Source organism: Haladaptatus sp. CMAA 1909 (genome assembly GCF_043952005.1).
Lineage (GTDB): Archaea > Halobacteriota > Halobacteria > Halobacteriales > Haladaptataceae > Haladaptatus.
Map to the genome: position 1 here is coordinate 1310192 of NZ_JBIOAV010000001.1, position 14424 is coordinate 1324615.

The 14424-nt window shown below is 59.9% G+C and carries 19 protein-coding genes; 12 read left to right on the forward strand and 7 right to left on the reverse strand.

The features are described 5' to 3' along the window. Window positions 1-10: 10 nt before the first annotated feature. The 7 genes from ACGYLY_RS07305 (at window position 11) to ACGYLY_RS07335 (ending at window position 5800) form a co-directional block, all read left to right on the forward strand. On the forward strand, window positions 11-997 hold the full coding sequence (locus ACGYLY_RS07305) for an ABC transporter permease (RefSeq protein ID WP_395282296.1): 987 nt from the start codon (window positions 11-13) through the stop codon (window positions 995-997). A 3-nt stretch (window positions 998-1000) separates the two neighbouring features. Beyond that, complete coding sequence (locus ACGYLY_RS07310) at window positions 1001-1957, forward strand: ABC transporter permease (RefSeq protein ID WP_395282295.1); 957 nt, start codon at window positions 1001-1003, stop codon at window positions 1955-1957. Between the two features lie 3 nt (window positions 1958-1960). After that, on the forward strand, window positions 1961-3109 hold the full coding sequence (locus ACGYLY_RS07315; protein WP_395282294.1) for an ABC transporter ATP-binding protein: 1149 nt from the start codon (window positions 1961-1963) through the stop codon (window positions 3107-3109). Then, window positions 3082-4449: an ABC transporter ATP-binding protein gene (locus tag ACGYLY_RS07320; RefSeq protein WP_395282293.1), complete on the forward strand. Its 1368-nt coding sequence runs from the start codon at window positions 3082-3084 to the stop codon at window positions 4447-4449. The genes ACGYLY_RS07315 and ACGYLY_RS07320 overlap by 28 nt, the downstream gene beginning before the upstream one ends. Window positions 4450-4528: 79 nt before the next feature. Next, the gene (locus ACGYLY_RS07325) at window positions 4529-5020 is read left to right on the forward strand and encodes a hypothetical protein (RefSeq protein WP_395282292.1); all 492 of its coding nucleotides are present in this window, start codon (window positions 4529-4531) and stop codon (window positions 5018-5020) included. After that, on the forward strand, window positions 5020-5502 hold the full coding sequence (locus ACGYLY_RS07330; RefSeq protein WP_395282291.1) for a hypothetical protein: 483 nt from the start codon (window positions 5020-5022) through the stop codon (window positions 5500-5502). Before ACGYLY_RS07325 ends, ACGYLY_RS07330 begins: the two co-directional genes overlap by 1 nt. 40 nt (window positions 5503-5542) lie before the next feature. Continuing rightward, entirely contained in the window at window positions 5543-5800 is a 258-nt protein-coding gene (locus ACGYLY_RS07335; RefSeq protein ID WP_231183742.1) for a hypothetical protein, read from the forward strand. On the opposite strand, the gene ACGYLY_RS07340 is transcribed toward ACGYLY_RS07335, so the two are convergent. The 7 genes from ACGYLY_RS07340 to ACGYLY_RS07370 all read right to left on the reverse strand — a co-directional run bounded on the left by ACGYLY_RS07340 (window position 5797) and on the right by ACGYLY_RS07370 (window position 8547). Continuing rightward, entirely contained in the window at window positions 5797-6009 is a 213-nt protein-coding gene (locus tag ACGYLY_RS07340; protein WP_231183743.1) for a hypothetical protein, read from the reverse strand. The two genes, ACGYLY_RS07335 and ACGYLY_RS07340, sit on opposite strands and share 4 nt — an antisense overlap. Before the next feature lie 7 nt (window positions 6010-6016). Then, window positions 6017-6544 (reverse strand): hypothetical protein, encoded by a 528-nt coding sequence (locus ACGYLY_RS07345; protein WP_395282290.1) that lies wholly within the window; start codon window positions 6542-6544, stop codon window positions 6017-6019. Between the two features lie 3 nt (window positions 6545-6547). Beyond that, entirely contained in the window at window positions 6548-6799 is a 252-nt protein-coding gene (locus ACGYLY_RS07350; protein WP_231183747.1) for a hypothetical protein, read from the reverse strand. Between the two features lie 44 nt (window positions 6800-6843). Beyond that, window positions 6844-7185, reverse strand: coding sequence for a hypothetical protein (locus tag ACGYLY_RS07355; RefSeq protein ID WP_395282289.1), 342 nt, complete (start codon window positions 7183-7185; stop codon window positions 6844-6846). A 1-nt stretch (window position 7186) separates the two neighbouring features. Further along, window positions 7187-7753, reverse strand: coding sequence for a hypoxanthine/guanine phosphoribosyltransferase (gene hpt / locus ACGYLY_RS07360; protein ID WP_231183750.1), 567 nt, complete (start codon window positions 7751-7753; stop codon window positions 7187-7189). Window positions 7754-7772: 19 nt separating this feature from the next. Continuing rightward, the gene (locus ACGYLY_RS07365) at window positions 7773-7904 is read right to left on the reverse strand and encodes a hypothetical protein (protein ID WP_395282288.1); all 132 of its coding nucleotides are present in this window, start codon (window positions 7902-7904) and stop codon (window positions 7773-7775) included. A 250-nt stretch (window positions 7905-8154) separates the two neighbouring features. After that, complete coding sequence (locus ACGYLY_RS07370) at window positions 8155-8547, reverse strand: type IV pilin (protein WP_395282287.1); 393 nt, start codon at window positions 8545-8547, stop codon at window positions 8155-8157. Window positions 8548-9049: 502 nt separating this feature from the next. Between ACGYLY_RS07370 and mbhE the strand changes: the two genes are divergently transcribed. The 5 genes from mbhE to ACGYLY_RS07395 are packed head-to-tail and all read left to right on the forward strand — an operon-like array spanning window position 9050 to window position 14418. Continuing rightward, window positions 9050-11428, forward strand: coding sequence for a hydrogen gas-evolving membrane-bound hydrogenase subunit E (gene mbhE, locus ACGYLY_RS07375; protein WP_395284141.1), 2379 nt, complete (start codon window positions 9050-9052; stop codon window positions 11426-11428). Then, window positions 11425-11886 carry an MnhB domain-containing protein gene (locus ACGYLY_RS07380; protein ID WP_231183753.1) on the forward strand — a complete coding sequence of 154 codons (462 nt, stop codon included), beginning with the start codon at window positions 11425-11427 and terminating at the stop codon, window positions 11884-11886. Before mbhE ends, ACGYLY_RS07380 begins: the two co-directional genes overlap by 4 nt. Next, window positions 11883-12239 (forward strand): sodium:proton antiporter, encoded by a 357-nt coding sequence (locus ACGYLY_RS07385; protein WP_395282286.1) that lies wholly within the window; start codon window positions 11883-11885, stop codon window positions 12237-12239. The genes ACGYLY_RS07380 and ACGYLY_RS07385 overlap by 4 nt, the downstream gene beginning before the upstream one ends. Beyond that, window positions 12236-13831, forward strand: a complete 1596-nt coding sequence (locus ACGYLY_RS07390) for a complex I subunit 5 family protein (RefSeq protein ID WP_395282285.1) — start codon at window positions 12236-12238, stop codon at window positions 13829-13831. The genes ACGYLY_RS07385 and ACGYLY_RS07390 overlap by 4 nt, the downstream gene beginning before the upstream one ends. Beyond that, window positions 13828-14418: a Na+/H+ antiporter subunit E gene (locus tag ACGYLY_RS07395; protein WP_395282284.1), complete on the forward strand. Its 591-nt coding sequence runs from the start codon at window positions 13828-13830 to the stop codon at window positions 14416-14418. The genes ACGYLY_RS07390 and ACGYLY_RS07395 overlap by 4 nt, the downstream gene beginning before the upstream one ends. Window positions 14419-14424: the final 6 nt, after the last annotated feature.

Here is a 14424-nt window from a genome sequence, read left to right on the forward strand (position 1 = left end):
ACAACAGAAAATGACAAGGATTAGTACCAGATATATCGCGAAACGGCTGGTAGTCTCCTATCTGACGTTACTGGTCATAATGACGATTCTGTTCGTGCTCATTCGGAGCATGCCCGGAACGTTCATTTCGAGTATGATAACGCCGGAAATGAAGCCGGCACAGATCGCACGTCTTCAGGAGCAGTGGGGGCTCAACGAACCGCTGTGGCGTCAGTACGTGGACTACATGATAAACTATCAGACCGGTAACTTCGGTCGGTCGCCGACCAAGCAGGTCCCCGTCTGGGACATCATGATTCGACGGTTCCCGCGAACGATCATCCTGTTCGGTGCCGGGTTCGTCATCGCGTACACGGTCGGCCCGCTCGTCGGCATGTATCTGGGCTGGTGGCGAGGGACGAACAAGGACAAGTTCATCTACACGTCGGGGCTCACGATGTACTCCATGCCCGCGTTCTGGATCGCGTGGCTCTTCATCTGGCTGTTCGACTACAAGCTGAGTTGGTTGAAGAGCGCGTACATGGTCGACCAGTTCGGGGTGCAAGATTGGACACCACTAGTGGCGATGGGCAGCATCTTACATCACATCGCACTTCCGCTGTTCAGCATCGCGTTCGTGGGGTGGGTCGGGTCGATGCTCGTCATGCGACCGTCGATGAACAACGTCACCGGGGAGGATTACGTCTTCCTCGCGCGGGCGAAGGGTCTCAGCGAACGGACCGTGATGATGAAACACGCGGCCCGGAACGCGCTGATTCCGGTCGCGACGCAGGCAATCGTCGGCCTCGCGTTCCTCGTGGACGGGAGTGTCATCATCGAACAGGTGTTCAGTTGGCCCGGTATCGGTCAGTTAATGATCGGTGCGGTCTTCGGCCGTGACTATCCCATCACGCAAGCGGCGTTCTTCCTGCTCGCCGTCATGATAATCACGATGCGGCTACTCACGGACGTCGCGTACACCTTCCTCGACCCGCGGATCAAGTTTGGGGGTGAGTAACTAATGTCAACACAATCCGAAAACACATCCACGACGAACACGCTCAAGGAACGATGGGAGCCACGAATCGAACGCTTCAAACGGGGATGGAGCCGGTACACACACCACAAGATGGGTGTCATCGGACTCCTCATCCTCGTCATCTACGTCCTCTGGGCGCTGTTTCCGTCGGTATTCGCGCCGCACAACCCCGCGTGGCGTCTCTTCGTTGGTAACGACCCGTACGCCCGAATGTCACTTCAGCAGACCAAACAGTTGCCACATCCACCCGCGTTCGGTGACCCAGCCTTCATCCCATTCGGCACGAACAGGGCGGGGCAAGGGATTTTCACCCTCCTGGTGTACGCTGCAAAAGACGCACTCTACATTGGGTTTGCGGCCGGAATCCTCTCCAGTCTCGTCGGCGTTCCGCTCGGCCTCATAAGTGGATTCTACGGAAACACGTGGATCGACGAGACCATTCAACGAATCGTGGACGTTATGTACGGAATGCCGTTCCTGCCGTTCCTCATCGTTCTCGTCTCGATCCGCGGTGTCAGCCAGACGAACATCATCCTCGGTATCGCGATCACGTCGTGGCTCAACAACTGTATCCTCATCCGGGGGGAGACGTTGTCGCTCAAGGAACGGGCGTACGTCGAGTCGGCACGGGTCGCGGGTGCGAGCGACACCCGAATCGTGTTCCGACACATCCTGCCGAACGTCATTCCGCTCGCGTTCGTGTTTCTCGCTCAGGACGCGGCGGGCGCGATACTCGCACAGGCAGCGCTCGCGTACCTCGGTCTGGGCGACTTCACGAACAACTCGTGGGGAATCATGATTCAGAACATCAAATCCGAGAACTACGTCTTCGAAGCACCGTGGTGGCTCATCCCGCCGGGACTGGCGATCACGTCCATCGCGGCGGCGTTCTACTTCATCGGCTTCTCGGTTGAGGACCTCGCAAACCCACAGGAGTAAACCATGTCACTACTAGAAGTAAACGATCTCAGTGTTCGTTACGACGCCGGGGACAAGCAAGTTCACGCCGTCGATGGCGTCAGTTTCAACGTCGAACACGGCGAGACGTACGGTCTCGTCGGTGAATCGGGCTGTGGGAAGACCACGCTGGCGAAGTCGCTCATTCACTTACTCGACTCGAACGGGTACGTCGAAAGCGGCGAGATTTGGTTCGACGGAACCCTTCCCGAGTGGGAAGACGAACGCGGGAACGCACGTCGCGAGATAATCGACGACGACCGATATCCGGTTCGAGCGGACGGGATGACGGACCTCGCACAGTTGGACAACCAACAGATTCGGGACATACGATGGCGAAACATCGCACTGATTCCGCAGAGTGCGATGAACGCGCTCAACCCGGTGTACAAGGTCGGCGACCAAATCGTTGAGGCCATCTTGCGCCACGAACCGGACACGCCGCCGGAGAAGGCTCACGACCGTGCGCGCGACCTCATCGAACGGGTCGGTATCGATCCCGACCGCGCCGACGACTACGCTCACCAGTACAGCGGCGGGATGAAACAGCGTGCAGTCATCGCGATGGCGATGGCGTGTAACCCGGACATGCTCATCGCGGACGAACCGACGACGGCACTGGACGTCATCATCCAGGACCGCATCCTGGAGGAGTTAGAAGAACTCCAAGAGGAGTTCAACATCGCTATTCTCGTCGTCAGTCACGACATCAGCGTCATGGCCGAGATATGTGACCAACTCGCGGTCATGTACGGTGGAAAAATGATGGAGAGCGGTCCGATGCAGGACGTTCTCGTCGATTCCGCGAACCCGTACACGCTCGGTTTGAAGAACTCGTTCCCGACGGTCGAGGAGGTGGATCAAAACCTCATCTCGATACCCGGGTCGCCGCCAACGTTACTCGACCCCAGCGACGGATGCCGCTTCGCTCCTCGGTGTCCGTTCGTCGTGGACGAATGTCATTCGGTACATCCACCGATGTACGACACGGAGCAGGCGGAAACGGGAAAACGAACCGAGGCGAGTTCACCGCACGTCCACCGGTCGGCGTGTTATCGCGTCAACGAACTCGAAACGATGCGCACCGAGGCGCGTAAGGAGGAAAAATGGCAACAAACAACGCAGACTCACTAGTAGAGATACAGAACGTCTCGAAGTTGTTCGACCTGTCGCAGAGCGCCATCGACCAACTACTCGGTCGGGAGGCACAGCCAGTCCGGGCCGTCCAGAACGTCGATTTGACCATCAATCGGGGCGACATCATGGGTATCGCCGGCGAATCGGGCTGTGGGAAGACCACGCTCGGAAAGTTGCTGGTCAAGCTGTACGAACCGACGGAGGGGAGAATCATGTTCGACGGACGGGACATGTCCGAGCTGCTGCGCGAGGACCAACAGGAGTTCCGCGAGCGGGTCCAAATGATCTTTCAGGACCCGTTCGAGAGTCTGAACCCTCGAATGACGGTGTTCCAGTCGGTCGTCGAACCACTCAAAATAAACGACATCGGGGACGGCTACCAAGACCGTCGTGAACGGGTCGTTCAGGTGTTGAACGACGTCGGGCTCGCCCCTGCGGAGGCCTACCTGAACGAGTTCCCGAAGGAACTATCCGGTGGCGAGCGCCAACGCGTCGCCATCGCGCGTGCGCTGGTCGTCAACCCCGACTTCATCGTCTGCGACGAACCCGTGTCGATGCTCGACGTGTCGATTCGTGCGGGCGTGTTGAACCTGATGAAGGAGTTACAGGACGAGTACGGGTTGACCTACGTGTTCATCAGCCACGACCTCTCGCTGATTCGCTACATGTGCGACAGTACCGCCATCATGTATCTCGGGAGCATCGTCGAGCAAGGGCCGACGGATGACGTGGTCAATAACCCGAAACATCCCTACACGGAAGCGCTGTTCGACGCAGTACCGGAAATCGAACCCGGCGCACAACGCCGACGAGCGAACGTGACCGGCGAAGTGCCGAACCCGAGAAACCCACCGTCCGGGTGCCGGTTCCACCCCCGATGTGCCAAAATAATTCCTCCGGAGGATTGGAGCGGGAGTCAGGACTCGTTCCGCCGAGGATGCAATTTCAAACGGCGCGTTCAGACCGACGACATTCCAGTGGAAGAGATCGCAGAGGAGTACGCAGAGCAGCGGAGGGCGGTCGATGCCGTTCTCGAAACGGGTCTCTCGCTGGAGCTACCCGATGAACACCAAATCGCCGGCGACGGAAGGGGAACGGTCGACGTCGATTCGCTCGATCTGCCGAGACAGGCCGAAAACGCCCTTCGGTCGGCCACGCGTGACCTCTTGGAAGGAAACGAGGAGGACGCGATGGAACAACTCGACCGAATGTTCAACTCGATCTGTGAGCGCCAGTCCCCGGAACTCCGTCAGTCCGGCGACCAAGTAACGGCGTGTCACCTCTACGGTTCGTCCGCCGCGAACAGGGAAACGATTGCGCCGGACGCTTCGGACTGAGCACCACGATCGGCTCGCCGCTCTTTTTTGTGAAAAAGGAAACTCTTACGGTAATGACACGCATAGACAATGTCATTGAATGCCAGGTTCGACCGTTCGCTCCGTCCTCCGTCCAGAACGGCCGCTCCTCGTCGCCGCAATCGTCGTTACGGCGCTCGTCACCGCGTGGTTGTTCGTTCCGACCATGCAGGGACACGTTGCGATGATGAATGTCGGTTCAGTCGACGTGACGACTTCGAATTCGGCCGTGACCGACGGCGGTGAGTATCTCACGACGACGCTTTCCATTCGTAATCCGACGGGACGAGATATCGTGTTCTACAGCGGGTTGATACACGTGTACGATGGCGAAACGCAGTTATCGGACGGGACGACGACGCCGTTCGGCGAGACGACGATTCCCGCGAGGGAGACGGTGACGTTACGGGTCGGAATCGACCTCAACCCTGACCGGGTTTCCCGGACGAAACGTGCGGTACGCTCGGGGTCCGCGTCGTTCTCGGGGAGTCTGCGCGGTAGAATCGGACGGGAAGGCATACACGTTCCCCTACATGCGGGAGGGTCAAACTGATGACGGGAACGAAGACGAACGGGAACACGAACTCCGAGGTGGAAACAGGGTGGTCGACTGATCACCGTCAGGAAAGCGTCCATCGCCGACGGTTTGCGCTCATCGTAAAAGGAGCGGTGGTCGGCCTCATCGGCGGAATGGCGGCGTTTACGTACAACCTGTCGGAGCTGATGGTGGTTTCGATAGATCCGACGTACGTACTCGTCCCGCTCGCTCTCGCGGGCGTGTTTGCCCATCTCGTGGCGTACGATTTGCACGAGAGCATCCGCGTCGGACTCGTCGGGTTCTTCGTCGGCTGTGTTGCCTTGGTTCTGGCGTGGGTCGCACCGCTCTGGATTCTCCCGTACACGTCCGGTGCCCGTGACATCCTGATTCCGAAACTGACCGGAACGGCCATCGTCGCCGCCATCATCGTCCACGGGGCGGTGTATCTCGGCGCGTATCTCTCCACACTGCTAGTGAGCGCATACGTGTCGGGCTAAAACCGGGAGGGTTTTGGTTCGCCCATCGGTACCCTCGTTCGTGTCGAAAGACGTACCAACCCGGGAGCGGTCGGTTCGTGAGCGCGGAACCTTCGCAAAGCACGGCGATGACCCGACGCTGGCTAGTTATCTCTCGTCGCTGTTTTTTGTCCTCTCGGTGCCAGCACTCATCGTGCTGACCTACGGTGGATATTGGTACGGGTTCTATTCCTACAGCGCCATCGTTCCGGTGTTTGCGGGGCTGCTCGTCGCTTCGATTACGCTCGTCTTCGCCATCATGCACGTCCTCACGCGTTAGAACGTGCTGTTGCGAAGCGTCATGTAGAACATGACGACCATCGCCGAGACGAGGAGGACGAACTCCAACCGAGTCGCCGACCGCTGGCTCGAAACCACGAACAGGACGAGACTCGCCCCCCCGAGGAGCGCGACGACGAGGAACAACAGCAACGAGAAATTAGCCTCGTCGCTCACCCAGTAGAATAACCGGTTTCCGAGGTCGTCCATGGTGTTGTTAGAAGCGCAACCCCTCGTAAACGCACTCGACCGGTTCGAGGACGAGTTGGAGTGCGAGCGTATAGGTCGTCAGCGCGAGTTTCGAGTCGGCGATAAACGCCGACTCCTCGTCGCGCCATTCGGCGACGCTGGCAGCGAACCTGACGTGTGAATCGTGAATCGTCATGAGCCACTTCGTTGGCAGTTCATCGGGAGACCCCTTATGCGTCACCCGAAAGAGATATTTGAACGTAGCATCTTCCCGGCCGCTGATGTCCTCTCCGGCCTGTAGTTCGGGTAGCTGTGGGGTTCCGAACAACTGGATGAGACGGTACAGCGGAACGCCGATGTTGTCGGTTTCGGCCGCGGTAGGGTCGCTGCCGAGGTAGGCGACGACGTTCAAGTCCTCCCGTTCCCGAACGTTGTCCTCGACGAGTACGTCGCCTTCGGTCCTTCGCTCCTCGATTTCCTCCCGCCGGACGGGTTCGACGAGAACGTCTTGGAGTTCCTCGAAATCGGGGGCGTCAGGGTGATTTCGAACATCCATACGTCAGTACGCGAAGTAGTGGAATCCCTTCCAGCCGCCGTAGCCGACCGCGATGACGGCGATGCCGGTCACGATTACGACGAGCGATTCGCCGTGGGTCATCGTATCGTTCATCTGCGGAATCAGCTTAAAGTACAGCGACAGCCCGAACAGGAGGAAAATGTAGCCGATAGCCGCTCCAAGCAGGGCAACGATTATCGATAGCAGCCCGATCGGACCGCGAAGCGATTTCGGGACGCTAGTCTTCAACGCCATGCTTTGTGCTAATGGGGCACAAGCATAAACGTTCTGCAACGAGTTCACTCGCTTTTATCCCGTTTTCGTTCGCGAGATTCGAGGTTCTCCATGCTCTCGTCCGACAGCGGGGACATCCGCTGGTCGAACTCCTCGCCCGAATCGTCGGGCCTCGCCGCCGCTTCCCGTCCCGCGAAGTACGACTCGAGGAACATCTCGTGGTGTTCCCGCAGGGTGTATCCGATCCAGATGAACGCGAGACCGGGCAGTAACCGGAGGACGAACGCGGGTGACGTCACTCCGTAAGTGCCCACCACCACCGACCCGTGGATGGCGTCACCGACGAGGAGCGCTCCGATTACGAGCGTGGTCGTCGAGGCCATCGACAGGAACTGGCGGGAGAACATCTCACCCGTCGCCGTGTTCGTCGATGATGACGACCTCTCCGTCCTGTACGTCCACGTTGATGAGCGTCTTCACCCGATAGTCGGTGTCGTCCAACTCGTTCGCGCCCACCTTCTTGATGACGGCACACACGTCCACCACGTCCGCGCCGATGTATTCGAGCGCCTGCGTGACGGCCTTCATCGTCCCGCCCGTGCTCAACACGTCGTCCAAGAGCAGCACGCGGTCGCCCTCGTCCACGTTGTTGATGAACATCTCGTTCTCCGAATAGCCCGTCTGCTGGGACAGCGAGACTTCGCCGTCGAGTCCGTACTGACGCTTGCGGATAACCACCAGCGGAATGTCGGTCATCAGCGACACGGCGGTGGAGAGGTGAATCCCCATCGCGGCGGGGGTGACGATTTTGTCGACGTTCTCCAAATCCGTCTTGCGGATGATCTTGATGACGATTTCGCGCAGGAGCGTCGGTTCGAGCATCGGAATCCCGTCGCTGATGGGATGTACGAAGTAGTGATAGCCTTCTTTCTCGATGATCGGGGCGTCCAAGAGCGACTCCTTCAACTGGTCCATGCTGGGGGTATTCAGTCCATCAGTAAAAGATGCCGGTATCGCGTTCGTCGGTGCGGTACCGTGTCCGTCCGTGACTACCGGCGAGTTCGCTCGCGTCGGTTCCCGCCGGTATCGACGATCGAACACCGTTTCGGGGTGAACGGGTTTCCATCGCTCCGTTCACTTTCGCCGCGGGTAAGGCTCACGACTTTTACGCTCCTTCGCCTACAAAGAAACGCGGGTGGGAGAGACCCGCGACAAATCGATTGCCAACACCCCTACCCTAACCCAGCAGGGTTCGATTTGTTTCCATCCTTTCGTGTGGAAGAGTGGGAGTATATTCTTTGAGAAGGATAATTTTATGTTGTCATTCAGTTATTCAACACGCGATAAGGTCCAAATGATTAAATTGAGCTGTAGATTTAGTTAATCTGATGCGTTGCAACGACGTTTTCTTTTCCACTCATATTTGCAATAATTGTGACTTGGTCTACACCGTCGCAATTAAGCTTAATTGTGTCTCCATCGCTTTTGAACGAAACTTGCCCAGTGACACAACTTCGAGTGTATATGTTGGTAGCATTGTCTACGTTTCCAAGAGAAGTGAGTTGAACGTTGACTCCTGTACTATTGTTCTGCGTAAACGAGATACCTGCTTGCGCGTTCTTGCCCACACTATTCCCCAATCCCATCACGAACGTTCCGATGACGGCCGCCAGAATGACCGTGATGGCAACCATCAGAATCACGCCGATGACGGGACTCACTGCTCGCGTTTCGGATAACTTCGAGGCTACTTTTTCTCTGAGTGTCATGTTTTGTTTTCTCCTTCGACGCGCGGTCGCACCATCCGAACGCTCCGTTGTCGGTAAGCGTTCCGACAGTTGATCCCAAATACTCGAAACAGGATATCTTCGAACCTGATCCATATTTGCTGTTTCCGGATGGTATGCGCGTTATAAGACGACTTACCACTAATGCCTAATAAAGATATGGCTGTATATGATTACTCAAAAGTAGATGATATGTTTATTGAAATTAAATGTATGACTGAAGAGAGACTCCCGAAGCCAACTGCTCATTACCGACGTATATCTGGTGCAACGTTGGCATTTCACCTGCAGAACGTACCGATTGACGTCATAAAAGGTAGATTATCCGCCGAACGGTTCGTAATCTCGGTTAAATCTGACAGTTTGATTCGAAATCAGCCACAAATAGCACACAGTTTTGAGAACTGTTAAGGTACGTCCATCGCCATTCTCGTGTGTGCAATCACCATCGAACCCGACAGCCGTAGTTGTGCTTGCGCTGGTGATGCTTCCCTTCGCGGCGGCGGTGGTGACCCCACTCGTCTACCGCGTCCTCCGCGAGCGGACCGCCTACTACGCGGCGGCGGTCGCGCTCGCGTGTTTCGGGATGGTCGCAAGCCAACTCGGCACGGCTCCCTACTCGGTTTCCTACCAGTGGATTCCCTCGCTCGGGGTTTCGCTCCAGTTTTACGTGGACGGACTCTCCTTGCTCATCGGCTTCCTCGCCAGCGGGGTCGGCGTACTCATCCTCACCTACTCCGGTGGATACATGCACGGCGAACCGGGCAAGGCGAAGTACTACACCGCGCTGTTGGCCTTCATGGGGTCGATGCTGGGCGTGGCGTTCTCGGCGGACCTCATCTCGCTGTTCGTCTTCTGGGAACTGACGAGCCTCTCGTCGTTCATCCTCATCGGCCACTACACGGACCGGCGGTCGTCGCAGTACGCCGCCCGGAAGTCCATGCTCATCACGGTGTCCGGCGGGCTGTTCATGCTCATCGGGTTCCTCCTCATCAACCACGTCGCGGGGACGTTCGCGATGTTCGGGCCGGGCGGAATCCTCTCTCCCGAAAACGCGGCGATGACGAACGAGCAACTCCACGCGGCGGGCCTGTTCGTTCCCGCGCTCGCGCTCATCGCCGTCGGTGCGGCGGCGAAGTCGGCACAGGTCCCGCTTCACATCTGGTTGCCGAACGCGATGGAAGCGCCGACGCCGGTTTCCGCGTTTCTTCACTCCGCGACGATGGTCAAAGCGGGCGTCTATCTCATCGGGCGGTTCCGGCCGCTGTTCCTCCCTGAGGGGGTACACGCCATCCCCGACTGGATGTTGCTGTTCGCGGTGCTCGGCTTGGCGACGATGACGATTACGGCCATCCTCGCCGTCGCGGCGACGGACATCAAGGAACTGCTGGCCTACTCGACGGCGAGCCACCTCGGACTCATCGTCGCCGGGTTCGGATTCGCCTCCGAGTACGGTGCCAAGACGGGTGCGTTCCACATCCTGAATCACGCGATGTTCAAGGCCGCGCTGTTCCTCGTCGCCGGAATCATCGCTCACGAGGCGGGAACGCGGAAGATAAAGCATCTCGGCGGACTGTGGCGCGATTTGCCCATCACGGCGGCCATCACCGTCGTCGCGGCGCTCGGGATGGCCGGCGTGCCGCCGTTCAACGGCTTCTACTCGAAGGAGTTCCTCTTCGAGTCGGCCTACCACGCGGCCGAGATCCACGGCGGACTCGCGTGGCTGTTTCCCGTCGTCGCCGTCTTCGGGAGCATCTTCACGTTCCTCTACTCGATACGCTTCCTGATGCTCTTCTTCGGCGAGAAGCCGAAGGGATTGGGTCACGTTCATCGCCCGCCGCTGACCATGTTGGTTCCGCCGGCGATTCTCGGAACTATCGCGGCGCTCATCGGACTCGGCGGCGTGACGGACACGTTCGGCGTCGCACCGTCGGCGCTCAACGGCTTCGTGGGAAGCGTGGTCGAAAGCACCCTTCCGCCCGCGGTAACCGCCGAGGCCGCCGAAGCGATTCACTTCAGCTACCACCTTCCGAAGTCGCTCACGCCCGCCGCGACCATGAGCGCGATAACCATCGGCGTCGGGTTGGTCGCCTATCAGTACTACGACGACTTACACCAAGGCATCAACCGCCTGCTCACGGTCAACCCGCTTCGCGCGAACTGGTGGTACGACAACGCGGTGTACGGCCTGAACGACGCGAGCGTCGGGGCGATTCCGCACATTCAGACCGGCCTCCTCCGAACCTACGCGACGTGGTCGCTGACGGCGGTGACGCTCCTCGCCCTCGGCGGATACGCGGCGGCGGGCGTCGCGCTTCCCAGTCTGGGTCTCGCGCCGGGGATGACGCCCTCCCTCGCGCTCGTCCTCGGCGTCGCCGTGGTCGGCGCGTTCGCGGTCAGCATCGCACCGTCACACGTCTCGGGCGTGCTGACGCTCTCGATCCTCGGATTCATGGTGGCGATATTCTACATTCTGGCCGACGCGCCGGACCTCGCGCTCACCCAACTCGTCGTCGAGACGCTCTCGCTCGTCATCTTCCTCCTCGTCTTGGACCGTCTACCGACGTTCTACGGCGAGATAAAGCGCAGTCGCGCCATCCGCGACGGCGTTCTTTCCGTCGCCGTCGGCGCAACCGTGTTCGTCACGGTTCTGGTGACGACGGTGGCGAACCCGAACTCCATCGCCTCGAAGTTCCTCGAATACGACTTCACGGTGAAGGAGGCGGGCGGCCACAACATCGTCAACGTCATCCTCGTGGACTTCCGTGGCTTCGATACCATGGGCGAGATCTCAGTCGTCGCGATGGCCGCCCTCTCGGTGTTGACGCTGATCGCCATGCGGGAACGAGGTGAAACCCAATGACGACCATAATCACACGAACGGTCACACGCACCGTTGTCCCGCTCATCTTCCTCACAGCGGTCGCGTTGATGCTGCAGGGACACAACCACCCCGGCGGCGGGTTCATCGCGGGGGTCCTGACGACGACGGCGTTTGCCCTCATCTACATCATCTACGGCTTGGACTTCCTCGAAGAGGAGATTTTCCACCGGATGGTTCGTGGACCGGTCGAACACCTCCAACACGGCATCGTGGAGAACTATCGGACCATGTTCGCGTTCGGACTGGCCCTCGCCGCCGGAAGCGGTTTGGTGGCGATGGGATTCGGTGACGCCTTCATGAACCAAACGTACGAGGTGTTCCACTTCCCGATTTACACCGACTTCGAGGTGGCGAGCGCGCTCGCCTTCGACACGGGGGTCTACTTCGTCGTCGTTGGCGCGCTCCTGACGATACTCTCGGTGGTGGGTTCCGAATGAGCGAAGCGGCGAACCCCCAGTTGGTACTCGCGATAGTCCTCGGGGTGTTGTTCACCCTCGGGACGTTCCTCGTCCTCCGGCGGGACGTGATTCGCGTCATCTGGGGCGTCACCATCATCAGCCAGGCCGCGAACGTCTATCTCGTCACGATGGGCAAACTCGGCGGAAGCGTCCCCATCTTCGGCCACGGGAGTCACGGCGGCGGCCACATCACCGACCCGGTCGTGCAGGCGCTCGTCCTGACCGCCATCGTCATCGGGTTCGGGACGACGGCGTTTTCGCTCGTCCTGACGTATCGCGTCTACCAAGAACACGGCACCATCGATCTCAACGAATTGGGTGACTCCACATGAATCAACTCGTCATCGAACCGCTCCTCGTTCCGCTCGTGACGGCGATTCTGACGCTCGTCTTCCGGCGGTATTCGGCCGTCCAACGCGGCATCAGCCTCATCGGCAGCGCGGGGTACGTCGTCGTCGTCGCCTTGCTCTGGACTGACGTGGACCCGTTGGGCGCGGCGAGAACCATCCCGTATCAGCTCGGCAACTGGCCCGCACCGTTCGGCATCACGCTCGTCGCCGACCCGCTGTCGGTGTTCATGCTCGGACTCGCCGCCGTCGTCTCGTTCGCCGCGATGGTCTTCTCGGTGCAGTACGTGGACGAGTTCGGCCAACGACTGTCCTACCACCCGCTGTATCACTTCATGCTGGTCGGGGTGAGCGGCGCGTTCCTCACGGGCGACATCTTCAACCTCTTCGTCTGGTTCGAGGTGATGCTCATGTCGAGTTACATCCTCGTGGTGTTCTACAGCGGGCCACAGCACACCCGGGCGGCGCTCCAGTACGTCGTCCTCAACCTCATCGGGAGCGCGGTCATGCTCCTCGCCATCGGCGGCATCTACTCGACGACTGGGACGCTCAACATGGCCGATTTGGCACAACGACTCGCCAACCCGGCGGCGAACAGCATCACCCCGCTTCCCGTGTTGGGTCTGTCGGCGCTCCTGTTCACGGTGTTCGCGCTGAAATCCGGGCTGGCACCGTTCCAGTTCTGGGTGCCACCGGCGTACAGCGCCGCACCCGCTCCCGTTTCCGCGATGCTCGCGGGCGTCGTGAAGAAGGTCGGAATTTACGCCATCATCAGGCTGTACTTCACCGTCTTCTCGGCGATGTCGATTCCGGCCGGATTGAGTCTCCCCGGCCTGTCCGGCACCTCATTACTCGACTTCTTCGGTCCGGTCATGTTCCTCATGGCGAGCGCGAGCATCCTGCTCGGGGGCCTCGGCGCGGTCGGGCGCGACGACATCGACGGCCTGCTGTCCTACTCCAGCATCGGACAGGTCGGGTTCATCGTCCTGCCGCTCGCCGTCGGCGCGACTGCGGGAAGCGAGGGGATACGAATCCTCGCGGTCACGGCGGCGCTCATCTACGCGCTGAACCACGCGCTGGCGAAGGGACTCCTCTTTCTCGCCTCGGGGTCGGTGTTCTCCTCGGTCGGTTCGACGCGCTTTGCCGACCTCGGCGGCCTGACCCGCAAGGAACCGGTCCTGTCGGCCGTGTTCTTCGTCGGGGCGCTCTCGCTCATCGGGATTCCGCCACTCTCGGGCTTCTTCGGGAAGTTCCTCGTCTTCCGCACCGCGGGCGACGCGGGTGCCGCGGGTGAACCGGGCGCGTACGTCGCGCTCGGAATCGCGCTGTTCGGCGCGATTCTCACCATCGCGTACTTCTCGCGGGCGTGGAACCGCGGTTTCTGGGGCGAGGTGAATCCGATGGTCGAGAACGGCAGCGCACCGACCGGCGTTCTCGTCCTCGTCGGACTCGCCGCCCTCGTCCTCCTCGTCGGTATCGGATTCGATCCGGTGTATCGAGCGGCGGAGGCCGCGGCCGGGGCCGCGCTTCACAGACAGGAGTACGTCCAAGCGGTCCTCGGAGGTGGGGCGGCATGAAGAAGTGGCCCGTCATCGGGTTCGTTCTCGCCATCCTCTGGCTGTTCGTCAGGGGTGTCACGCTCGACCCGAACAGGATACTCGGCGAGTTCCTCATCGGGCTCGCCTTCGGTATGCTCATCGCGTTCATGCTCCGGCGATTCTACACGCCGGAAACGAACGTCACGCGGAGCGTGCAGGCGCTCCCATACGCCGGATTGTACCTCGTCGTGTTCATCAAGGACCTCATCATGGCGAACCTCGACGTCGCCTACCGCGTCCTCCTGCCGAGCATGCCCATCGAACCGGGCGTCGTCGTCGTCCCGCTTCGAGTGCGGACGGACGGGGCGATAACAACCATTGCGAACAGCATCACCCTCACGCCGGGGACGATAACCATGGATTACGACGAGGAGACGAACGCGCTCTACGTACACAGCATCGACGCCACGGACGTCGACGACATCGTCGACCCGATTCGGACGTGGGAGGATTACGCCCTCGTCATCTTCGACGAGGAGGGCAAACCCGGCGACCCGGTGCCGGAGCTTCCGATGGCCCACGCGAGCGGCGAACCGGCCGAGGGAGGTGTCAAGCGTGGCAACTGACGCCGC